The organism is Streptococcus sp. 20925_1_22 (genome assembly GCF_041431685.1).
Classification (GTDB): domain Bacteria; phylum Bacillota; class Bacilli; order Lactobacillales; family Streptococcaceae; genus Streptococcus.
Genome location: NZ_JAPVYE010000007.1, coordinates 1 through 22808, shown reverse-complemented (window position 1 = coordinate 22808; position 22808 = coordinate 1). Strand labels below are relative to the sequence as shown.

The 22808-nt window shown below is 43.4% G+C and carries 25 protein-coding genes and 1 tRNA gene; 6 read left to right on the top strand and 20 right to left on the bottom strand.

Annotated features, from left to right (window positions below):
- Nucleotides 1–435: 435 nt before the first annotated feature.
- From O3621_RS09800 to O3621_RS09785, 4 genes are all read left to right on the top strand, one after another.
- A complete protein-coding gene (locus O3621_RS09800) occupies nt 436–1431 on the top strand; it encodes a PTS sugar transporter subunit IIB (RefSeq protein WP_371514114.1) in 996 nt (331 codons plus the stop codon).
- Between the two features lie 44 nt (nt 1432–1475).
- Nucleotides 1476–2282, top strand: coding sequence for a PTS mannose/fructose/sorbose transporter subunit IIC (locus O3621_RS09795; protein ID WP_002893578.1), 807 nt, complete (start codon nt 1476–1478; stop codon nt 2280–2282).
- Between the two features lie 18 nt (nt 2283–2300).
- Entirely contained in the window at nt 2301–3242 is a 942-nt protein-coding gene (locus O3621_RS09790; RefSeq protein ID WP_002893579.1) for a PTS system mannose/fructose/sorbose family transporter subunit IID, read from the top strand.
- 70 nt (nt 3243–3312) lie between these two features.
- Nucleotides 3313–3675 carry a DUF956 family protein gene (locus tag O3621_RS09785; RefSeq protein WP_314830784.1) on the top strand — a complete coding sequence of 121 codons (363 nt, stop codon included), beginning with the start codon at nt 3313–3315 and terminating at the stop codon, nt 3673–3675.
- Nucleotides 3676–3861: 186 nt separating this feature from the next.
- Here O3621_RS09785 and O3621_RS09780 read toward each other — a convergent pair whose 3' ends face one another.
- The 3 genes from O3621_RS09780 to O3621_RS09770 are packed head-to-tail and all read right to left on the bottom strand — an operon-like array spanning nt 3862 to nt 5636.
- A complete protein-coding gene (locus tag O3621_RS09780; protein ID WP_314830785.1) occupies nt 3862–4494 on the bottom strand; it encodes a GNAT family N-acetyltransferase in 633 nt (210 codons plus the stop codon).
- 13 nt (nt 4495–4507) lie between these two features.
- The gene (locus O3621_RS09775) at nt 4508–5086 is read right to left on the bottom strand and encodes an NAD(P)H-dependent oxidoreductase (protein WP_371514113.1); all 579 of its coding nucleotides are present in this window, start codon (nt 5084–5086) and stop codon (nt 4508–4510) included.
- The gene (locus tag O3621_RS09770; RefSeq protein WP_371514112.1) at nt 5079–5636 is read right to left on the bottom strand and encodes a TetR/AcrR family transcriptional regulator; all 558 of its coding nucleotides are present in this window, start codon (nt 5634–5636) and stop codon (nt 5079–5081) included. The genes O3621_RS09775 and O3621_RS09770 overlap by 8 nt, the downstream gene beginning before the upstream one ends.
- Before the next feature lie 309 nt (nt 5637–5945).
- Between O3621_RS09770 and serS the strand changes: the two genes are divergently transcribed.
- The gene (gene serS, locus O3621_RS09765) at nt 5946–7223 is read left to right on the top strand and encodes a serine--tRNA ligase (protein ID WP_371514111.1); all 1278 of its coding nucleotides are present in this window, start codon (nt 5946–5948) and stop codon (nt 7221–7223) included.
- Nucleotides 7224–7343: 120 nt separating this feature from the next.
- On the opposite strand, the gene O3621_RS09760 is transcribed toward serS, so the two are convergent.
- From O3621_RS09760 to O3621_RS09685, 16 genes are all read right to left on the bottom strand, one after another.
- A complete protein-coding gene (locus O3621_RS09760) occupies nt 7344–8261 on the bottom strand; it encodes a TDT family transporter (RefSeq protein ID WP_314449213.1) in 918 nt (305 codons plus the stop codon).
- Nucleotides 8262–8333: 72 nt separating this feature from the next.
- A complete protein-coding gene (locus O3621_RS09755; RefSeq protein ID WP_314449211.1) occupies nt 8334–9398 on the bottom strand; it encodes an acyl-CoA dehydrogenase family protein in 1065 nt (354 codons plus the stop codon).
- An 18-nt stretch (nt 9399–9416) separates the two neighbouring features.
- On the bottom strand, nt 9417–9965 hold the full coding sequence (locus tag O3621_RS09750) for a carboxymuconolactone decarboxylase family protein (RefSeq protein ID WP_314449208.1): 549 nt from the start codon (nt 9963–9965) through the stop codon (nt 9417–9419).
- Nucleotides 9966–10164: 199 nt separating this feature from the next.
- A complete protein-coding gene (locus O3621_RS09745; RefSeq protein ID WP_002911786.1) occupies nt 10165–10935 on the bottom strand; it encodes an acetyl-CoA carboxylase carboxyl transferase subunit alpha in 771 nt (256 codons plus the stop codon).
- Nucleotides 10932–11795, bottom strand: a complete 864-nt coding sequence (gene accD, locus O3621_RS09740; RefSeq protein WP_314449205.1) for an acetyl-CoA carboxylase, carboxyltransferase subunit beta — start codon at nt 11793–11795, stop codon at nt 10932–10934. Before accD ends, O3621_RS09745 begins: the two co-directional genes overlap by 4 nt.
- Nucleotides 11796–11894: 99 nt before the next feature.
- Entirely contained in the window at nt 11895–13262 is a 1368-nt protein-coding gene (locus tag O3621_RS09735) for an acetyl-CoA carboxylase biotin carboxylase subunit (protein ID WP_002905267.1), read from the bottom strand.
- Nucleotides 13263–13280: 18 nt separating this feature from the next.
- Complete coding sequence (gene fabZ, locus O3621_RS09730) at nt 13281–13703, bottom strand: 3-hydroxyacyl-ACP dehydratase FabZ (protein WP_002896886.1); 423 nt, start codon at nt 13701–13703, stop codon at nt 13281–13283.
- Entirely contained in the window at nt 13700–14188 is a 489-nt protein-coding gene (accB, locus tag O3621_RS09725; protein ID WP_371514110.1) for an acetyl-CoA carboxylase biotin carboxyl carrier protein, read from the bottom strand. The genes fabZ and accB overlap by 4 nt, the downstream gene beginning before the upstream one ends.
- 6 nt (nt 14189–14194) lie before the next feature.
- Nucleotides 14195–15427, bottom strand: a complete 1233-nt coding sequence (gene fabF / locus O3621_RS09720) for a beta-ketoacyl-ACP synthase II (protein ID WP_371514109.1) — start codon at nt 15425–15427, stop codon at nt 14195–14197.
- Nucleotides 15428–15491: 64 nt separating this feature from the next.
- Nucleotides 15492–16226, bottom strand: coding sequence for a 3-oxoacyl-[acyl-carrier-protein] reductase (fabG, locus tag O3621_RS09715; RefSeq protein WP_314450491.1), 735 nt, complete (start codon nt 16224–16226; stop codon nt 15492–15494).
- 12 nt (nt 16227–16238) lie between these two features.
- Nucleotides 16239–17159, bottom strand: coding sequence for an ACP S-malonyltransferase (gene fabD / locus O3621_RS09710; protein WP_314450489.1), 921 nt, complete (start codon nt 17157–17159; stop codon nt 16239–16241).
- Entirely contained in the window at nt 17152–18126 is a 975-nt protein-coding gene (gene fabK, locus O3621_RS09705) for an enoyl-[acyl-carrier-protein] reductase FabK (RefSeq protein WP_002893610.1), read from the bottom strand. The genes fabD and fabK overlap by 8 nt, the downstream gene beginning before the upstream one ends.
- A 136-nt stretch (nt 18127–18262) precedes the next feature.
- A complete protein-coding gene (locus O3621_RS09700) occupies nt 18263–18487 on the bottom strand; it encodes an acyl carrier protein (RefSeq protein WP_002893611.1) in 225 nt (74 codons plus the stop codon).
- 55 nt (nt 18488–18542) lie between these two features.
- Entirely contained in the window at nt 18543–19517 is a 975-nt protein-coding gene (locus tag O3621_RS09695; protein ID WP_002908891.1) for a beta-ketoacyl-ACP synthase III, read from the bottom strand.
- Nucleotides 19517–19951, bottom strand: a complete 435-nt coding sequence (locus tag O3621_RS09690) for a MarR family winged helix-turn-helix transcriptional regulator (protein ID WP_002901186.1) — start codon at nt 19949–19951, stop codon at nt 19517–19519. The genes O3621_RS09695 and O3621_RS09690 overlap by 1 nt, the downstream gene beginning before the upstream one ends.
- A 141-nt stretch (nt 19952–20092) precedes the next feature.
- Nucleotides 20093–20884, bottom strand: coding sequence for an enoyl-CoA hydratase (locus O3621_RS09685; RefSeq protein WP_371514108.1), 792 nt, complete (start codon nt 20882–20884; stop codon nt 20093–20095).
- Nucleotides 20885–21135: 251 nt separating this feature from the next.
- Between O3621_RS09685 and O3621_RS09680 the strand changes: the two genes are divergently transcribed.
- Nucleotides 21136–22500 carry an aspartate kinase gene (locus tag O3621_RS09680; RefSeq protein WP_371514107.1) on the top strand — a complete coding sequence of 455 codons (1365 nt, stop codon included), beginning with the start codon at nt 21136–21138 and terminating at the stop codon, nt 22498–22500.
- 231 nt (nt 22501–22731) lie between these two features.
- On the opposite strand, the gene O3621_RS09675 is transcribed toward O3621_RS09680, so the two are convergent.
- Nucleotides 22732–22805 (bottom strand) — tRNA-Asn (locus tag O3621_RS09675).
- Nucleotides 22806–22808 lie beyond the last annotated feature (3 nt).

Here is a 22808-nt window from a genome sequence, read left to right as displayed (position 1 = left end):
TTTACCAAACTTTTGGAAACTTATGATAGACAGGCTTGATATTATTTAGAAACTTTTGCCATTACAGAGGGAGACTAAAGACATAAGATGCGATTTTTTGTCTTTGGCCCTCCTCTTTCTTTTTTGATAAATAAACACTTTCTCAAACAAAATTCTCTTCTGTCATTTCAAAAGTCTCTTTCATATTATTTCAACGTTTTTTCATATATTAATCTGTTTTATTTTCTGTTTTCCTAATTTATTAAAACATTTCTATAGCCAAGGTTTGCTTATACCTATATTTATCAGGGGTGCAGCAAATACTGACATTTTTGAAAGAAAAAGTCGTTTTTAGGAACAAACGCTTGCATTTTTCATGAAAACGTTTTATAATAAACTTGCCTTAAAGTTTTCTTAAAACTTAAGTCAAACATTTTATAAGGAGGAATGTCAATAATGAGTATCGGAATCATTATTGCTAGCCACGGTGAATTTGCTGCTGGTATTCATCAATCAGGTTCTATGATTTTCGGTGAGCAGGAAAAAGTACAAGTTGTTACTTTTATGCCCAACGAAGGACCAGATGATCTCTATGCAAAGTTCAATGACGCTGTGGCTTCGTTTGATGCGGACGATGAAGTGTTGGTCTTGGCTGACCTTTGGAGTGGCTCTCCATTCAACCAAGCTAGCCGTGTCATGGGTGAAAATCCAGACCGCAAGTTCGCTATAATTACAGGCTTGAACCTGCCTATGCTGATTCAAGCTTATACAGAAAGGATGATGGATGCCAACGCCGGCGTTGAAGCTGTTGTTGCTAACATCATCAAAGAAGCCAAGGAAGGAGTCAAAGCTCTGCCTGAAGGGCTGAATCCTGTTGCTGAAGAAGCAAATGCTCCTGCTGCAGCTGCTCCAGTTGCCCAAGCAGCAATCCCTGAAGGGACTGTAATCGGTGACGGCAAGCTCAAAATCAACCTTGCCCGGATCGACACACGCTTGCTGCACGGTCAGGTAGCAACAGCTTGGACGCCAGATTCAAAAGCAGATCGTATTATTGTTGCTTCTGACTCAGTAGCTCAAGATGAACTTCGTAAAGAATTGATTAAGCAAGCTGCACCAGGTAATGTCAAAGCCAATGTAGTCCCAATTGACAAATTGATTGCTGTTTCAAAAGACCCTCGCTTTGGCAACACACATGCCTTGATTCTGTTTGAAACTCCTCAAGACGCCCTTCGTGCTGTTGAAGGCGGTGTGCCAATCAAGACCCTTAATGTTGGTTCCATGGCCCACTCAACTGGTAAAACGATGGTCAACAACGTACTTTCAATGGACAAGGAAGACGTTGCTACTTATGAAAAGCTGCGTGACCTTGGCGTTGAATTCGACGTACGTAAAGTACCAAATGACTCTAAAAAAGATTTGTTTGATTTGATTAAGAAAGCCAACGTGCAGTAGAATCAAACGTTTTGCTTTTATTAATTTACGAAAGGATTTAGAACATGTCTATTATTTCTATGGTTTTAGTAGTCTTTGTTGCCTTCTTAGCTGGTCTAGAAGGTATCTTAGACCAATTCCAATTCCACCAACCGCTGGTTGCTTGTACCTTGATTGGACTGGTAACTGGTAATTTGGCTGCCGGTGTTATGCTGGGTGGCTCTCTCCAGCTGATCGCTCTTGGCTGGGCTAATATCGGAGCTGCTGTAGCACCTGATGCCGCCCTCGCTTCTGTTGCCGCTGCCATCATTATGGTACTGGGTGGAGACTTCTCAAGCAAAGGAATCGCTGTAGCACAAGGTGTTGCAATTCCACTTGCTGTTGCTGGTCTCTTCTTGACTATGATTGTCCGTACTTTGTCAGTTGGTTTGGTTCACGGTGCAGATGCTGCTGCGAAAAAAGGAGACATTAAAGGAGTTGAACGCGCTCACTTTATCGCTCTTTTCATGCAAGGAGCACGTATTGCTATCCCGGCAGCACTTCTTTTGATGATTCCAGCTGAGTCTGTTAAATCTGCTCTTGAAGCTATGCCAGCTTGGCTATCAGAAGGTATGCAAATCGGTGGTGGTATGGTCGTAGCCGTTGGTTATGCCATGGTTATCAACATGATGGCAACTCGTGAAGTATGGCCATTCTTCGCTATTGGTTTCGCTTTGGCTGCTGTAAGCGAACTCACTCTGATTGCCCTCGGTGCAATTGGTGTCGCTATTGCTCTCATCTACCTTGCCCTGTCTAAAAAAGGCGGAAATGGTGGCGGTGGAGCAACAGCTTCATCTAACGATCCAATCGGCGATATCCTAGAAGACTACTAAGAAAGGAGACACACTATCATGACAGAATTAAATACTGTAAAACCTGATGAGTCAGGAAAATTGACTCTTTCAAAGGCTGACCGTCAAAAAGTTTGGTGGCGTTCTACTTTCTTGCAAGGTTCTTGGAACTACGAACGTATGCAAAACTTGGGCTGGGCTTATTCACTGATTCCAGCTATTAAGAAACTTTATACTAAAAAAGAAGATCAAGCTGCTGCTCTTGAGCGTCACTTGGAATTCTTCAACACTCACCCATATGTTGCAGCTCCAATCATCGGAGTTACACTTGCGCTTGAAGAAGAAAAAGCAAATGGTGCAGCAATTGACGATGCGGCTATCCAAGGGGTTAAAATCGGTATGATGGGACCTCTGGCTGGTATCGGAGACCCTGTCTTCTGGTTCACAGTTCGTCCTATCCTTGGAGCACTTGGGGCATCTCTTGCTTTGACTGGAAATATCATTGGGCCACTTATCTTCTTCTTAGCTTGGAATGCTATCCGGATGGCTTTCCTCTGGTACACACAAGAATTGGGCTACAAGGCCGGTTCTGAAATCACTAAAGACATGTCTGGTGGTATCCTCCAAGACATTACTAAAGGTGCTTCAATCCTAGGTATGTTTATCTTGGCTGTTCTGGTTGAGCGCTGGGTATCTATTAAGTTTGTCTTTAACGTTTCATCTGTTAAGCTAGATGATAAAGCATATATCCATTGGGACAAATTGTCTAGTGGCTATAAGGGTATCCAAGAAGCCTTTGCTCAAGTAGGTCAAGGACTATCTCAAACCCCTGAAAAAGTTACAACTTTCCAACAAAACTTGGATTCCTTGATTCCTGGTTTGATGGGACTGCTTCTAACTTTTGCTTGTATGTGGTTGCTTAAGAAGAAAGTATCGCCTATCACTATCATCATCGCCCTCTTTGTAGTTGGTGTACTAGCTCACGTTGCTGGTTTGATGTAATCAAAAAGAAGGTTTCGGCCTTCTTTTTATTGTGGTATAATAGCTATATTATTTAAAAGGGAGTTACTCTATGGCACAGTCACAAAACAAAACAGTTGAGTTTAATACTACTGGCGTATCCTATCTTGGATTAGGCGGAAAGGTTGGGAAATTTTTAATCGGCGAGACTGCTCTGGAGTTTTACTCTGATGCCAATGTAGAAGATTATATCCAGCTGCCTTGGATTAGCATCACTGCTATCGGCGCCAATGTTTCTGGCAAGAAAGTCAGCCGCCACTTTGAAATCTGGACTGACAAAGGAAAGTTTCTCTTTGCCTCCAAAGACTCTGGCAAGATTCTCAAAATTGCGCGAGAACATATTGGCAACGACAAGGTCGTTAGATTGCCGACTCTGTTACAAAAAATTGCTGGAATCTTTAAGAAGAAAAAATAGGGTTGAAAAAGTTTCAACCTTATTTTTTATATTTTCGACTAAGATAAAAGCTGCTTGTATCAGCAAAATGGAGCTAGCACAAAAAATTGAAAAGTGAAACAGTCTGAGAATGCACTATTTCAGCCCCTTGAAATAATAGTGTGGGGTAAGATGACATTATCAATGCAAGACCGCATCATTAGATTTTCAAAAAGTATAAACATCAGCTAAATTTTTCTCGAAAGTCCATGTCTTGACACCTTCAACATCACGGACATCTAGTTGTTTAAATCCGTTCTTTTTGTAAAAACGGCAGTTGCTTTCTGTATGAGTAATCAAAGTAAGCCGCTGGCATTTCTCTTCTTTGGCAAGCAGCTCAAGTCCCTTTGAGATAAAAAGACCGCCAACTCCCTGTCCTTGATAATCAGGCAGCACACCCAGCAGTTCAAGATATAGAGTTGAAACACCCCTTTTCTTAGCTTCTTTACTCCCCTCCCCAAAGACTTTTTGAAAGGCTAAAAGCTGGGGAATATATTGCCACATCCTCCATGCTCCTGCCCGCAAAAAGGAAAGTATACCGACAGGATGGCTACCGAGCTTATGAATAGTAGCGACCGCCATAAGACGTCCGTCCACTTCAGCAAGTAGGCAAATATGATGACGCATCGCCGCCTTAACCATAACTGCATGCAATCTATTTAGAAAATCAATATAAGACCGGCTGCTGCCAAAGAGAGGACGGAATTTTTCTCTGTAGACCTCATGCTCTGCAAAAGCAGCAGTTAAAACCGAGACCGCAGCAGCAAGATCCCTTTCATCTGCTCTTCTAAAACGAATCATGATAGCTACCTCCTCAAATCTTTTCTGCTAATTTTTCTAAAAAAGCTTGACGTTTTTCAGCTGTAGACTGAGAAATATTCCCGAAATTCAACCAACGGCGCTGTCTAGCACCGATAGACTTAAAGGTATGCCCCAACATGGCTTTCTTGACGACATCACCACAGAAATACTTAAGATAGAAGGTCGGTGCTGCAGAGGTAGTAATAGCCAATACCTCTTTAATATTGGTCAAACGACCAACTAACTGGCGAGTCTTCGTCTCCTCGTAAATCTTATTTTTCAAAAAGACCTTATCTTCAAAGCCCTTGACAATAGCTGGCATATCCGCCCACCAGATAGGAAAAATCATGATAAGGCGGTCACAGGACGCAAGAGCTTCCTGATATTTTAAAACCAGTGGGTCTAGTGCCTGCCCTTTATTAAAAAGCGCTAGCTCTTCCTTGGTATAGACAGGGTTAAAACCATCCTCATAGAGATCAATCAGTTCATAGGTCTGACCTTTCTTCTCCAACAACTCCTGAATCTGCTCTAAAATAGCATAGTTAAAGCTTTTATCATAGGGATGTGCATAAACAATGAGATTTTTAATCATGTTTGTAACCTCCTAGTAAATCATTGAACATTGAGCGATAGACTTCCTCATCAAAAGGCTCCAAACCTTTGGCAATAAAATGGCCATAACCTGTGATGAAGGTGTCCAGCTTGAGCAAGAGAATCTTTTTCTCTTTCTGACTCTCAATAGGCAGCCTATCCAGATAAGCCACCGTCTTGTTCCCGATTTCCAGAAGCTCACCTTTCCGGTAAGCCTCTATCGCCACAGGACTGAAAAAGAGAAAATCCATCATCTGACTGTTGGTCTTATATTCCGATAAAAGAAAGAGCCCTATCTGCCAAATACAATCCAGAGGATCAGAGACTCGATCTAGATACTGCTCCTCTAAACGCTTAAGCTGCTTCTGGTTTTCCAAAAGACAGACCTGATAGTAAAGTTCCTCCTTGTTCTCAAAAGCCTTGTAAAAAGCACCAGTCGTAACCCCCAGCAGAGATGCCAGTTTCCTTAGGGGGATATTCTGATAGCCATACTCTCTGATAAGCTGGCTCGTCTTCTCAATCATACGGTCGCGCGTTGTTTGTTTTGCCATAAGAACTCCTTTAGATAACTACGTTACCTTTATTTAAAGATAACATAGTTATCTTTTTCTGTCAAGATTTTTCCTATCCTAGGATTTACATTTTCCGGAAAATCCTGTATAATAGTCGAAACGGATAAGTACTATTGGGCACTTTTCAGAAAGTCTGCGGCGGCTGTGAGCAGATAGGGAGAAAATAGGAAATTCTACCGTTAGTTTAAAAATGAATATTCAAGCGAGTGCACTTTTGTGAAGTTGGATGGAACCGCGGCTCTGCCGCTCCAACAGTTTCATAAAGTGCTTTTATTTTTGGAGGTACCTATGTTAGATTTAAAACGCATCCGTACAGATTTTGATTCTGTCGCTGAAAAATTGGCTACGAGAGGTGTTGACGCTGCTGCACTCAACCAAATGAAAACCATTGACAAAGAACGACGGGATTTATTGGTCAAGGTCGAAGAACTCAAGGCAGAGCGCAATACTGTTTCCGCTGAAATTGCTCAAGCTAAACGCAACAAGGAAAATGCTGATGACAAGATTGCTGCTATGCAAAAACTTTCTGCTGAAGTCAAGAACTTAGACGCAACCTTGGCTGAGCTAGACGCTAAGTTGACCGAGTTCACTACCACTCTGCCTAATATCCCGCACGAAAGTGTTCCTGTCGGAGCGGATGAAGACGAAAACGTTGAAGTTCGTCGCTGGGGCACACCGCGCCAATTTGACTTTGAAGCCAAAGCTCACTGGGATTTGGGTGAGGATTTGGACATCTTAGACTGGGAACGTGGGGCAAAAGTTACTGGTGCTCGCTTCCTCTTCTATAAGGGCTTGGGAGCAAGACTTGAGCGTGCTATCTACAATTTTATGCTGGACGAGCATGGCAAAGAAGGCTACACAGAAGTCATCACTCCTTATATGGTCAACCACGATTCCATGTTTGGCACTGGGCAATATCCTAAGTTCAAAGAAGATACCTTTGAGCTAAGCGATACCAACTTCGTTCTGATTCCGACTGCTGAAGTTCCGCTGACCAACTACTACCGAGATGAAATTTTGGACGGAAAAGAATTGCCAATCTACTTCACAGCTATGAGCCCATCATTCCGCTCTGAAGCTGGCTCTGCCGGTCGTGACACGCGCGGCCTCATCCGTCTGCACCAATTCCACAAGGTTGAAATGGTGAAATTTGCCAAGCCAGAAGAATCTTATGAAGAGCTGGAAAAGATGACTGCCAACGCTGAGAACATCCTACAAAAGCTGAATCTGCCTTACCGCGTTGTAGCACTCTGTACTGGAGATATGGGCTTCTCAGCCGCTAAGACCTACGACTTGGAAGTTTGGATTCCTGCTCAGAACACCTACCGTGAAATCTCTAGTTGCTCTAACACAGAAGATTTCCAAGCTCGTCGAGCTCAAATCCGCTACCGTGACGAATCAGATGGTAAGGTCAAACTCCTTCATACTCTCAACGGTTCTGGACTGGCTGTCGGACGCACAGTGGCAGCTATCTTAGAAAATTACCAAAACGAAGATGGCTCTGTGACTATCCCGGAGGTTCTGCGTCCGTACATGGGTGGATTAGAAGTTATAGCGCCAAAATAAAAAGAAGTTCATCCTGATACTTTGCCTGTATCATTAGGTCTAAGTTCAGACTTATTTTGCTAAAATAAAAAAAATCCGAGATCAACTCAGAGAAAATCAAAAACAGATTTTCAAAGAGTATCATCTCGGATTTTTTGTTATCTTTCTGGCTCGCAATGAGACTATATAGTAAAAACAAACATAGAGGACGATTGCGAAAGCTAGCAGAGCTTCTGCATGACTTAGCCAAACAAGCCAGGTCCAACCTAGATAATCAAGTCCCAGTTTCAGGGCAAAAGCTGTATTGACAAGAGGAAAGGTCAAGGCTGACCAGCTAAGCTGAGGCCCCAGTCGGAAAATGCGAGGTAAAAGACATAGGACCAAGAGATAAAAGGCCTGCGATAAGAGGAGCAGCAAGGCAACAAACCAACCTTCAGCATCAGAACCAGCCAGACGGATATAACTTCCCAGCAGGAGCGAGAAAGGCGCACAGTAAATGGCCCACTGTGGCTTTAAAGTATCTGGCAGCCTTTGTGTCCGCCTAACCTTGTAAAACAAGGGATAGAGAAGCAAACTCAGTAGCAGAGCAAAAAACCAAGCCAAATAGCCCAAAAGCGGCTGATGAACTACACCCTGAGTCAAGCTTGCCATGGCTAATCCAACATATAGGACCGTCCAGCTCGGGGTTAAAGATAATCCTTCGGCCTTAAACACATTCTTCCAAGTAAAGATAACTATTAGAAAAACATGCAGCAGCAAGGCCATGTACCAAAGCAACTGACTCACCCAAAATAAGCCAAGCTTGCTTAGGTAAGCAGCTAAGAGCATACTAGCCATAGGATAAGTCGCAAAGCTCGATAAGAAAGGGGCCTTTTGCAAATCCTGTCGATAGTACGAAAATGACAGCACTAAAGCCAGTGTCAGATAAAGCCAAAGTATCAAAGCCAGACCATTCAAGAAGTGGAAAAAGATAGAATGGTAGTTCAGTAAAAGATTAGCTAAACCAAATAGGCCAAGAATCAACCCAGATAAGAGAATGGGCGGTCGTTTGCTGTTCACGAAGTAACTCCTTTATAGTAATGTCTTGAAGCCCCTTTTCAATGACAATCAAATGTTTGTTTGCCATCATTTCTATGAAACTTCTAAAATATGCCGCAGCTGGACTGCACTCGGTGAGACAATGGGAAGAAAAGCTCCTTCGTTCCAACGGCGGATAAAGCCAGAAGTCGAATTACTCAAATATCCTCTGCCTCCACTAGCCTGGAGCTCCAAGAGCAGACTTTGGGCTACCACATCAACTATATCAATTCGCAGCTGGAAGAGCTCCTTAGGACGCTCAACAAAATAACCAGGCTGGAGAAGACCTCTATAGAGCTGATCCTGGATCGCAGTCAGAGCAGCCACTTGCTCCTCCCACTCCTCTCTCAAAATAGAGCGGACTGACAGATTAGCTTCGACCTCCGCCAGTGATTTCTCCGCTAGACCAAGAGCCAGACCAAACTGATAACCTAGAAAAGCTGGGCGATTTTCTGCCAAAAAGACCTGGGCATCTTGTGCAAGAATCCATTCCTCTTGCAAAGGCACATAATTAAAGGTCAGGGCAGCTGTATTTCCCCCTTGCAAGGATACAAACGCTAAATCCGCCGAACGGGAGAAATTCTGCGCGTCAGACGGCACAGCCAGAACCAGCGGCTGGCGGCTCCCGTCTTCGAAACCGGCAACAAATATGCTGAGAAAGCGATCCGCGCGAGCATTGGTTACCCAAGGCAGACACCCTTTCAGATAAAACTGCCCATCTTCTTCCACAATAGAGACATTTAACTCTTCTAGGTCCGACAGGAATTTAACAGCATTGGACAAGGCTGTCGCACCTGCATATTCCCCTGACAAGAGCCCTTCCAAATAGCGGTCTCTAAAGTAGGGATTAGGAGATTTTAAAATGTTATCAATAAAGGTCCTTTGCCCCCAAGAGATAAAGGAAGCGGTCAAAGAATGGTGAGCCAGCTCCTTGAGCACTTCAATCACATCCGTATCATTGCCACCTCGGCCTCCCAGCTCTTCTGGAACGCCAACCCGAAAGGCTCCTTCAGCGGCGATACGCTCAATCAGTTGGTTACCCGCTGCACAGGATTCTTTGTCAATTTGATCAGCATGGTCATCCAACCAGTTGATAAACTCTTCTGAAAAAAATGTCATTTGCTACCTCCTCAAAGACTAGACATAAGGCTGTAATTCCGGATTAATTGGCGTATTGGCCAAATTATTGGCATAATTGCAAAGGGTCGCAAGGCTGACACCTAGAACTACATCTAGAGCATTCTCATGTGTATAGCCTGCTTCTAGGAAGTCTGCTAACGCCTCATCTCCGACCCGTCCCTTGGTATTGATGACAGCAATGGTAAATTTAGCAAGCGTATCTAGCTTCGGATCTGTATCAATCGGAGTACGATTGCGCAGAGCCTCCAAAAGATCATCATTCATTTGAATCTGCTTGATTGAAAAAGCTGTATGACCCGCTACACAGAAAGCACAGCCGTTGGTAACTGCGGCCGTTATCTGCACTACTTCACGCTCAGTCGGTGTCAGGCTGTTACGGCGATTGATAGCTCCAACCGTCCGATAAGTTTCCAATGCTGTTGGTGCATTTGCCAAAAGACCAATAAGATTAGGAATGTAGCCACCGTTATCATTTTGAACAGTTTCCAGGACTTCTTTTACCTCAGCTGGTGCGGACTCAATCGTGTGGATAGTAAATTCTGACATATGAAACCTCATTTCTTTTAATTAGAAACTATCTTAACATAGGATCAATGGCTTGTATAATATATATTTTATATAAGTCCTATAAAGAGAATATAATGCGATTTTTCAAACTAAAATATATTTCCCTCGTGAGGTAGCTCCACATCAATTCCAAACAAGAATCCGAAACGAGAAAAAGAAGCCTTTGGGCTTCGATTTTTTAATATTTCCTGAATCGCTGGTAGCGATTTTCCAATAATTGCTCCAAGGGTAGCTGAGACAGACTATCCAACTCCGTTGCGATTTCTTCTTTCACTGCAGCCAGTAATTCATGGTTGTTAAAGCCTCTTTCAGGAATGACCTTATCTACCACTTCCATCTGCAAGAGCTCGTGTGAAGTAATTTTCATCAGCTCTGCCGCTTCCATAGCTCGGCTGCCGTCTTTCCAGAGGATGGAAGCAAAACCTTCCGGACTGAGAACTGCATACATAGAGTTTTCCAGCATCCAGACCTTGTCTGCTACAGCCAAAGCCAAGGCACCACCTGAGCCACCTTCACCAATGATGATGGCAATAATCGGCACTTTGAGATTGCTCATTTCCATCAAATTACGGGCAATAGCTTCCCCTTGGCCACGCTCCTCAGCACCGACACCAGGATAGGCTCCTGCCGTATTAATAAAAGTTACCACAGGACGGCCAAATTTTTCCGCCTGCTTCATGAGGCGCAGGGCCTTGCGGTAGCCTTCTGGATGCGGCTGTCCAAAGTTTCGGCGCAGATTGTCTTGCAAATTGCGGCCTTTTTGAATACCGACCACCGTTACAGGCTGACCGTTTAGCGTCCCAATACCGCCTATCACTGCACCATCATCTCGAAAAGAGCGATCCCCATGCAGCTCGACGAAGTTATCAAAAATTCCTTGTGCAAAATCCAGCGCAGTCAAACGAGCCTGATCACGCGCTTCTTTAATAATCCGAGTGATTTTTGTCATGCTTGACCTCCATGGAATGCTAATAAGGTAGCAAGTGTATCTCTCATATCACCACGCTTGACGATGGCATCCACAAAACCATGCTCCATGAGAAATTCAGCCTTTTGAAAATCATCTGGCAGCTTCTCACGAACCGTGGATTCAATAACCCGACGCCCGGCAAATCCAACCAGAGCCTGTGTTTCGGCCAGAATAATATCGCCTTCCATAGCAAAAGAGGCTGTGACACCACCAGTTGTTGGATCCGTCAAGACGGTCAGATAGAAGAGGCCTGCTGCAGAGTGACGCTGAACAGCCGCAGAGACCTTAGCCATCTGCATCAAGCTCATAATGCCCTCTTGCATGCGGGCACCGCCAGAAGCCGTAAACAGCACCATTGGCAATTTATGCTCTGTCGCATACTCAAAGAGACGGGTAATCTTTTCACCCACAACTGTCCCCATAGAAGCCATGATAAAGTTTGAATCCATGATTCCTAGAGCTGCTTTATGCCCCTTGATGCTAGCTGTTCCAGTCAGAACCGCCTCATCAAGTCCCGTCTTCTCACGGGTAAGAGCCAATTTTTCTTGATAATTAGGGAAGTTCAGAGGATCCTTGGTTTCAATTCCAGTGAACATCTCCTCAAAACTATTCTCATCTACGGTTAGGTTTAAGCGCTCATGAGCAGAAATACGGAAATTATAGCCACAGTTAGGACACACACTGTCATTTCCAAGATCTTTTTGGTAAATGGTATGCTTACAACCTGGGCATTTCGAAAAGAGTTCGTCTGGTACCTCAGGCTTTGCTTGAGGCTTTTCCCGACTCGCTCGATTAGGATTGATACGGATATATTTATCCTTCTTTGAAAACAAAGCCATCGTTTACGTCTTCTCCTTTTCAAGATTTTATACTCAGGCACATCAAACTGCAAGAGCCACTGTCTTTCGAGTTTACAGAGCAGCTCTTACATGTCGTATCTATTGTTTCTCTTGATAAGCCGGAAGGAACTTCTCCATGAGAAAGGCTGTGTCATAATCACCAGCAATTACATTAGAATCTGAGATTAAGTCCAGTTGGAAGCCACTATTGGTCACAACACCGTCAATTTCTAGTTCATAGAGTGCACGTTGCATCTTCATCAGAGCATCAAATCGGTTTTCCCCGTGAACAATTATCTTCGCAATCATGCTATCGTAGTAAGGCGGGATGGTATAGCCAGGATAGACGGCTGAATCCACGCGCAGACCCACTCCACCGCTTGGCAGATAAACATTTGAAATCTTACCTGGACTCGGTGCAAAGTTAAAGGCTGGGTTTTCAGCATTAATCCGACACTCAATCGCATGCCCTCGGATTTCAACATCATCCTGACTGAAGGACAGCTCCTGACCGTTTGCTATCTTAATCTGCTCTTTTACAATATCCACACCAGTAACAAACTCGGTCACTGGATGCTCAACCTGCACCCGAGTGTTCATCTCCATAAAGTAGAATTCACCCTTGGCTTCATCAAGCAGAAACTCAATTGTACCAGCATTTTCATAGCCGACAGACTGAGCAGCCCGAACAGCTGCTTCACCAATCTGCTGACGTAGGGTTTTCCCAATTGCCACAGACGGACTTTCTTCCAACACTTTCTGATTATTACGCTGCAATGAGCAATCTCGCTCGCCCAAGTGGACGACATGCCCCTGCTGATCTGCCAAAATCTGCACTTCAATATGGCGCGCTGGATAGATGACTCGCTCCATATACATAGCACCATTACCAAAGGCCGCTTTGGCTTCGCTAGATGCAGACTCAAAGGCCGCTACTAAATCCTCAGCCTTCTCAACCTTACGAATTCCCTTGCCGCCGCCGCCAGCAGAAGCTTTAAGCATGACTGGATAACCAATCTTTTCGGCGACTTCCAAGGCTTCTTCAGAGGTATGAACTTCTCCATCAGAACCTGGGATTACCGGCACTTTCGCCTTAATCATCTGAGCCCGAGCATTAATCTTGTCCCCCATCATATCCATAACAGCACCTGAAGGCCCAATAAACTTAATGCCGACTTCTTCGCACATGGTCGCAAATTTAGAGTTTTCGCTCAAAAAACCAAAACCAGGATGAATGGCTTCTGCACCTGTCAAGACAGCAGCAGACAAGACTGCATTCATATTCAGATAAGAATCAGTGGACTTGGCTGGACCGATGCAGACGGCCTCATCAGCCAGTAAGGTATGGAGTGCTTCCTTGTCAGCCGTTGAATAAACAGCTACCGTATCAATTCCCAACTCGCGGGCTGCACGAATAATTCTGACCGCAATTTCCCCACGGTTAGCAATTAAAATTTTACGAAACATGGTGAAAGCTCCTTTTATCTACTGGCCAATCGCAAAGGTCAAGGTACCGCTGGCCGCCAGTTTTCCATCAACTTCTGCTTTCGCCTCTACAACCGCAATGGTTCCGCGGCGCTTGACAAACTTAGCTGTCATAATCAGCTGATCACCTGGTACAACTTGCTTCTTGAACTTAACCTTGTCCATGCCAGCATAGAAGACCAGTTTGCCCTTATTTTCTTCTTTGGACAATTCCAGCACGCCGGCTGTTTGAGCCAGAGCTTCCATGATCAAGACACCTGGCATAACAGGATATTGAGGAAAATGGCCGTTAAAGAAAGGCTCATTGACTGTCACATTTTTCAGAGCGACAATTTCATCTTCGCTAACTTCCAAAACTCGGTCTACCAAAAGCATCGGATAGCGGTGCGGAAGTGCTTCTTTTATTGCATTGATATCAATCATTTGATACGTACCAGCCCTTTCCCAAATTCAACCATTTCTTCATTCTGAACCAGAATTTCTGTAACCAGACCATCTTTAGGTGCTGGAACTTCATTCATGACCTTCATTGCTTCAATAATCATCAGGGTTTGACCTTTTTTAACTTGGTCTCCAACAGATACAAACGGTGGCTTGTCTGGACCAGCTGCTAAGTAAGCCACACCAACTAAAGGGCTCTCCACAACATCACCTTCAGCAGCAGGTGCCGGAGCTTCTGAAGCTGTTTCTGGCTCTGCAGACGGAGCTGCTTGAGGAGTTGGCTCAATCACAGACGCACTCGCAGCCTGCAAAGGTGCAGCAATTGGAGCAACACTGGCTGTTGGTACTGCAGCCTGACCTTCATTCTTACTAAAAGTCAGCTCATCGCTCTGATTTTTGTAAGAAAACTCACGCAGACTAGACTGGTCAAACTGCGCCATTAAATCTTTAATTTCGTTGATATTCATAGGTTTTTAAACCTCCCAGCGTTTAAAGGCAAGAACTGCATTATGGCCGCCAAAGCCAAATGTATTGGAAATCGCATAAGGGATTTCCTGTTCCTTACCTTGACCGTAAATAACGTTGGCTTCAATATAGTCTGGCAGCTCTGTTGTACCAGCTGTTTTTGGCACATAGCTATGACGCATCGCTTCAATCGTCGCAATAGCCTCAACCGCTCCTGCTGCACCGAGCAGATGTCCTGTAAAGGATTTAGTAGAAGACACCGCTACATCTTTACCAAAGACAGAAACAATAGCTCCGCTTTCGCCTTTTTCGTTAGCAGGGGTTGATGTGCCGTGAGCATTGACATAAGCTACATCTTTCGGCTCAATTTCAGCTTCTTCAACTGCCTGTTTAATCGCCTTGATAGCACCCAAACCTTCTGGATGCGGAGAAGTCATATGGTAAGCGTCACAAGTGTGGCCGTATCCTACCACCTCAGCCAAGATAGTAGCTCCACGTTTCTCAGCATGTTCCAAGCTTTCCAGAACCAGCATACCAGAACCTTCACCCATGACAAAGCCATTGCGGTCCTTGTCAAAAGGAATAGAAGCACGCTTAGGATCTTCTGTGGTAGAAAGAGCAGTCAGAGCTTGGAAACCAGCAATCGCAAATGGTGTAATAGAAGCTTCTGAACCACCAACCAGCATCACATCTTGATAGCCAAATTTAATTGAGCGGAAAGCTTCACCAATCGCATCGTTTGCTGAGGCACAAGCCGTATTGACAGACTTACAGATACCATTGGCTCCAAAGCGCATCGCTACATTTCCTGCCCCCATATTTGGCAGAGCTTTTGGCAAGGTCAAAGGTTTGATACGTTTAGGACCTTTTTCATGCAAGCGAACAACCTGCTCTTCAATTTCCTGAATCCCACCGATACCTGAAGCCACAATGACACCAAAGCGATCCTTATCCAACGCATCTACATCTAAGTGAGCATTGTTGACCGCTTCTTGAGAAGCATAAATCGCATAAAGTGTGTAATTATCATAACGATTGGTATCCTTTTTGACAAAGTATTTATCAAAAGGGAAATCCTGAATTTCCGCCGCATTGTGAACACTGTATTCACTATGATCAAATTTAGTAATTGGACCGATTCCAATATTGCCTTCTTTTAAATTATTCCAGAATTCTTCTGGAGTATTCCCGATAGGTGAAGTTAAACCGTATCCTGTTACAACAACTCGATTAAGTTTCATATTGAGCTCCTTTATTTAGATGAATCAACTGATTTTATACTCGTTAATATTCAAAAACTGTGACTTACTGCATGGTAAAGCCGCCATCAATCGTGAGGACTTGTCCCGTCAAATATTCCTGACTTGCTAAGAAGAGCGCAACATCTGCAACTTCTTCTGGAGTACCAAAACGCTTCATTGGAATGAGTGCCAGAGACGCTTCCTTAATTTTTTCTGGGAGCACATCTGTCATATCAGATGCGATAAAGCCAGGGGCAATGCAGTTCACACGGATATTACGCGCTGCCACTTCACGGGCTACTGACTTAGAAAAACCAATCAGACCGGCCTTGGAAGCTGCATAGTTTGCCTGACCAATATTTCCAGCCAAACCAACGACACTCGATAGGTTGATAATAGCACCCTGACGAGCTTTTGTCATCGGTTTCAGGACTGATTGTGTCATATTGAATGTTCCAGTCAAGTTCACTTTCAGCACCTGCTCAAAATCTTCTTCCGTCATTTTCAGCATCAGCTTATCACGGGTAATACCAGCATTATTGACCAATACATCTACAGACCCCAGAGCCGCAACAGCTTCTTCCACTATCCGCTGAGCATCCGCAGCTTTAGACACATCCCCAATAACAGCTACGACTTTACCAGAATAGCCGGCAAATTCAGCCAAAATATCATCAGAAATCCCGCTTAGTCCGTTTAAGATAATATTGGCTCCGACACTGGCAAATTTATGCGCAATTGCCAGCCCAATCCCACGAGCGGACCCTGTAATTAACACATTCTTGTTTTGTAATTCCATGATGATTCCTCATTATTTTTCTAGAAGAGCATTCAAACTTTCTACATCTTCAACTTGGCGTACATCCGCAGATTTATCAATTTTCTTAATAAAACCAGACAGAACTTTGCCAGGACCAATTTCGACAAACTCAGTCACACCAGCTTCCTGCATTTTAGCAATGCTGTCATAGAAACGCACTGGCTCCATTACCTGACGAGTCAAAAGCTCTTTGACTCTCTCTTTTTCCATCACAGTTGCTTCTGTATTTCCGACTAATGGCCGTACAAAATCTGAAAACTCAACTGTTTCCAAGACTTCTGCCAATCGTTGGCTGGCTGGCTTTAAAAGCGCTGTATGGAAAGGTCCGGATACATTGAGCGGGATTAAGCGCTTGACACCGGCATCTTTCAAAAGCTCCACCGCCTTATCTACTGCCGCCACTTCTCCACCGATAACGATTTGACTAGACGTATTATAGTTAGCTGGTGAGACTACACCAATAGCGCTTGCTTCCTGACAGACCTCTTCGATGAGAGAAACTTCTGCATTTAAAACTGCGACCATTTTCCCAGAGCCAGCTGGAGCTGCCTCTTCCATGAAGCTACCCCGCTTAGCGACCAAGGCTACCGCCGTCTTGAAATCAAGGGCGCCCGCAGCCACCAAGGCAGAATATTCTCCAAGAGAGAGACCCGCTACCATGTCTGGCTCTATTCCCTTATCAGCTAAGAGGCGATAAATAGCTACTGAAGTCGTTAAAATAGCCGGTTGCGTGTAGCGAGTTTGATTGAGCTTTTCTTCGTCTTGATTGATCAAAGCTCGGACATCATAGCCTAGAACTTGGCTAGCCTCATCAAAAGTTGACCGCACAAGCTCATACTGATCATAAAGCTCGCGCCCCATTCCAAGGTACTGCGCTCCCTGACCGGCAAAGAGAAAGGCTCTTTTAGTCATTTCTAGTTACTCCTGCCCAACGTTTTGCTTCCTGCTGAATCTTCTCAGCAGCACCATAGTAGATATCTTTGAGGATCTCTTCGACTGTTTCTTCCTTACTAATTAAACCAGCAATTTGACCAGACATGACGGAACCATTTTCCACATCTCCGCGAACAACCGCATTGGCCAAAGCACCAGCGCCCAGATTTTCAAAAACAGTCAAATCTGGATTTTCTTGCTTGAAGGCTTCTTTTTCTGCCTTTTCAAAATCACGCGTTAGCTTATTCTTGATAGCACGAACTGCATGGCCGAAATGCTGGGCAGAGATAGTCGTATCAATATCGCGAGCCTTCAAAATCATGTTCTTATAGTTCTGATGGGCATTGGATTCCTTAGCAACGACAAAGCGAGTTCCGACCTGAACGGCCTCCGCTCCCAGCATAAAGCCAGCTGCAGCCCCAGAACCATCTGCAATACCACCTGCAGCAATAACCGGAATGCTAACTGCTTCTGCAACCTGACGAACCAAGGACATGGTAGTCAATTTTCCGATGTGACCACCGGCTTCCATACCTTCTGCGATGACTGCATCCGCACCGATTTTTTCCATTCGCTTAGCCAAAGCCACACTTGGCACAACAGGGATAACTGTAATCCCCGCTTCATGGAAACGAGCCATGTGCTTGCTTGGATTACCCGCACCAGTCGTTACTACTTTTACTCCCTCTTCAATGACGAGATCCACAATATCGTCTGCAAAAGGAGAAAGAAGCATGATATTAACCCCGAAAGGACGGTCTGTTAAAGACTTAATCTTATCAATATTAGCCTTTACCACTTCTTTGGGTGCATTTCCGCCACCGATGATACCAAGACCGCCAGCTTTTGAAACCGCGCCAGCCAAGTCACCATCAGCAACCCAGGCCATTCCGCCTTGGAAAATTGGATAATCAATATTCAATAATTCTGTAATACGTGTTTGCATAATACCTTCCTTTTATCATTGCTTAAGTAATAGCTTGATTTCAAACTACCACACGCTAAATGTATTTTCTTTACTTTGACAGTCAAACTATTACCTAAACAAGAGAGAATATCTTTCGATACTCTCAGTTACTTGCTTATTTAGTTTTTTCTTCTACATAAGCAACCAAATCACCAACTGTGTTCAAACCTTCTTCAGTTTCGATTTGGATGTCAAATGCATCTTCAATTTCTGAAATCACTTGGAACAAGTCCAATGAATCTGCTTCAAGATCATCGAAAGTTGACTCAAGAGTAACTTCTGATGGCTCTTTGCCAAGTTCTTCAACGATAATTTCTTGTACTTTTTCAAATACTGCCATGGATAGACTCCTTTAAAAATAAAATATTTTTTATCATGTGTTTCCACTTGATTAACTAAATTGTAACAATAAGCGTGCCCCATGTCAAACCTCCACCGAAACCTGACATCAAAATTGTCTGATTTCCGTTCAGTTTGATTAGTCCTTGCTCCACACACTCAGATAATAAAATCGGGATGCTAGCTGCACTAGTATTACCATATTCCATCATATTGGCTGGAAGCTTCTCCCGCGCAACACCAAGCTTCTTAGCCATTTTATCCAAAATACGGATATTGGCCTGATGCAACAACAGAAAATCCAAATCTTCCGCTAAAAGCTGACTGCTTTCAATGGTTTCTTTGATAGAACGAGCAACATCACGAATAGCAAAATCAAAAATAGCTCGACCGTCCATTGTCAGATAAGGCTGATTCTCACCCTTTTCAGAAAAAGGTGAAGACAAACCAATTTTTCCGCAGGTCAGACTATCTCCGCGAGATCCGTCCGTAAACTGACTTTCTGCCAAAAAATGCTGTTCTGAAGCACTTTCCAACAGGACACCGCCAGCGCCATCTCCAAAGAGAACAGCCGTTGAACGATCCGACCAATCTACAGTCTTAGAGAGCGTCTCACTTCCTATAACCAGACCTTTTTGATAACGACCTGAAGAAATTAATTTTTCTCCAGTCGATAAGGCGAAGATAAAGCCACTGCAGGCCGCCGTCAAATCAAAGGCAAATGCATTCTTAGCACCAATATTGGCCTGTACTCTCGCAGCCGTTGAAGGCATTAAAGAATCCGGCGTAATGGTGGCAACAATGATAAAGTCTAGGTCTTGAGCAGAAATCCCTGACTTTTGCAGCAAATTCTCTGCTACTTTTGTAGCTAAATCACTGGTCGTTTCATCTGACGATAAATGGCGGTTTTTAATCCCAGTTCGACTTGAAATCCACTTATCACTGGTATCCATAATCTCGGCCAGATCATCATTGCTGACAACCTGACGGGGAGCATAATGAGCCACCTGGCTAATCTTAGCATAGTTCATTATTTCAAATCCTCTAGGAAACTATATAAATTTTGCAGGCCCTTTTGCATCACTTGTCTCTCTTCTGGACTCATCCCATCCACTACCTGCATGACCATACGGTTGTGGAATCGCTTGTGAAGACGATACAAAAGCCGCCCATTCTTTGTCAAATTCAGATGCACCACGCGACGGTCAACTTCCGACCGACGCCGCTCAATATAACCCTTACGCTCCAGATTATTCAAACTAGTCGTAACAGTTCCCAAAGTCACCATCAATTCTCGTGATATATCACTTGGAGTAGCATTTGGGGTTGTGCCGATAACATCTATTGTATGCATTTCCTTAATGGAGACATCGTTGAAGCGACTGCTTCTTAGGCTCGATTCTTCAATAACCAAGACATTATTGAAAATAGACGTTAAGTAATCATTTACTAACTGAAAATTCAAAACCAGACCTCCTTAAGAAAATACTTTGACAATCAAATTTTATCAGATAGAAAAGTAATTTGCAAGCTTTTTTGAAAATTAATTTGATTTTCAAATATTTTTGTAAACAACTTGCAAAATAAGCAACCTTGAACCAATACATTATTTACCTGTGAAGTTTGGACGACGCTTCTCAGAATAAGCCCGAACCCCTTCTTTGAAATCCTCTGTGAAAGCCAGCGATTTCTGCAGTTCCAACTCTAGCTCAGCATACTCAGACCAGCCGCTGAACAAACTCTTCCAGACCATTTCTTTCATGGCTCTGTAAGAATTCAGAGAGCCTCGTTTCAGTTTCTTCAGTAACTGTTCCGTTGTTTTTTCCAATTTCTCTGCTTCACAGACTTTATAAAGCAAGCCATAATCCAGAGCTTTCTCTGCAGTCAGAGCTTCCCCAGTCATGACCAGATGGGTCGCCCGAGTCACCCCGATAGCACGAGTCAGTAAGTAAAGACCACCAGCATCTGGCGCCAGACCGACCCCAACAAAGGCCTGAATGAAGCGGGATTTTTCAGTGGCAATACAGAAATCAGCTGCAACGACCATATTAGCAGCCGCACCAGCAACAGGACCATCAACACTCATGATGACAGGCTTAGGAAGACGTTTCATAGCAAAAGAAATATCATTGACCAATTCAGCGATTTTCACCAAGGATTGGACGTCATCATCACTGACAGCTCTCTGCATCTCAGCTAAGTCACCACCCACTGAAAAAACCTTACCATTCGCATTGATAACTAAAAACTTGACGGACTCATCCTTAGCAGCAAGTTCAATAGCCTCTAAAATTTCCTCACACATAGGAATATTAAAACCATTTGAAACTTCAGGGCGATTGAAAGTAATCGTTGCTATCTCATCTGCTACATGATAGAGAATTCCATTAAATGTCATTTCAGCTCCATTCCCGACCCGATTTCAAATCAGCCGTTTTGTTTTATTCTTAAATAATTTGATATTCAAATTATAAACAACTTATATTTTATCATAAAATATAAAAGAAAGGAAATAAAAGATGGGAAAAATTAGATGGTCTTCAAATTTGAAGTGTAAAAGCAATATTTTGGTTAAAATATAGTATAAAAACTGCGTTTGAATAATTTTCAGAATTTTGTTATAATTTTTAAAATAAGATAGGAGAACCAATGAAAGTTGTAAAATTTGGTGGAAGTTCACTGGCTTCTGCGACTCAATTAGAAAAAGTTTTGAACATTGTCAAATCTGATCCTGAACGTCGATTTGTTGTAGTGTCAGCGCCAGGAAAACGCCATGATGACGATATCAAAGTAACCGATGCCCTGATTAAATATTACCGAGAATATATTGCAGGAAATGATGTCACACCTAACCAACAGTGGATTATCAATCGGTATGCAGATATGGTGGCAGAACTAGGCTTGAAACCAAAAGTTCTGGAGAAAATTTCCAAAAGCATCACAAGCCTTGCAACCTTGCCAATTGAAGATAACGCATTTCTTTATGATACTTTTCTTGCTGCAGGAGAAAATAACAATGCCAAACTGATTGCAGCTTATTTCAGTCAAAATGGCGTTCCAGCTCGCTATGTTCATCCGAGAGAAGCAGGACTCCTTGTTTCCAATGAGCCAGGTAATGCTCGAATTCTCCCTTCCAGCTATGACAAAATAGAAGAACTCAACAATTCTGATGAAGTTCTAGTTATTCCTGGTTTCTTTGGTGTAACTCAAGATGGCCAAATCTGTACATTTTCTCGTGGAGGTTCTGATATTACAGGATCAATCATTGCTGCGGGTGTCAAAGCAGATATTTATGAAAACTTCACTGATGTTGACGGAATCTTTGCTGCCCATCCCGGCATCGTTCACAAGCCACATTCCATTCCTGAGCTAACCTATCGGGAAATGCGAGAATTAGCTTACGCAGGCTTTACAGTTCTCCATGATGAAGCTCTGCTTCCAGCTTACCGCGGCAAAATCCCGCTGGTTATTAAAAATACCAACAACCCAAAACATCCAGGTACTCAAATTGTCCATAAACACAGTAAGGACCATCTCCCGGTCGTTGGGATTGCTGGAGATGCAGGATTTGTCAGCATTAACATGTCCAAGTACTTGATGAACAGAGAAATCGGCTTTGGTAGACGCGTCCTTCAAATTCTAGAAGATTTGAATATTGGTTGGGAGCACATGCCTACAGGAATCGACGACCTCTCTATTATCTTGCGCGAGCGCGAATTAACTCCTATCAAAGAGGAAGAGATCCTTCGACAACTTGTCCAAAAAGCTGAGGTTGATCATGCAGAAATTGAACACGACCTTTCTATTATCATGATTGTTGGTGAAAAAATGAAAAGTCATATCGGGGTTACAGCCACTGCAACCAAAGCTCTTTCAGAAAACAACATCAACATTCAAATGATGTCCCAAGGCTCAAGCGAAGTGTCCATCATGTTTGTTGTTGAAAAAAATCAGGAAAAAGCGGCCATTCGTGCTTTATACAGAGCCTTCTTTGAAGTCAATACAGAATCATAAATGCAAACCTCAGAAGCATCTTTATCATACAATCACTCGATAATCGAAAAAGGCAGAAGTTAGTGCTTAACTAACTTCTGCCTTTTTGATTTAAGTGCTAAAGACTGTTATTTAATTCATAGACTATCTGAAAAAAAATAGCTTTTAACACTACCACTCACAATCATAGAATTATCTCTCATTGTAAATAATACCAAAAAGTACAAAAAAAGAGGTAAAACCTCTTTGAAACTCCGCCAGTAGGACTCGAACCTACGACATCATGATTAACAGTCATGCGCTACTACCAACTGAGCTATGGCGGATAA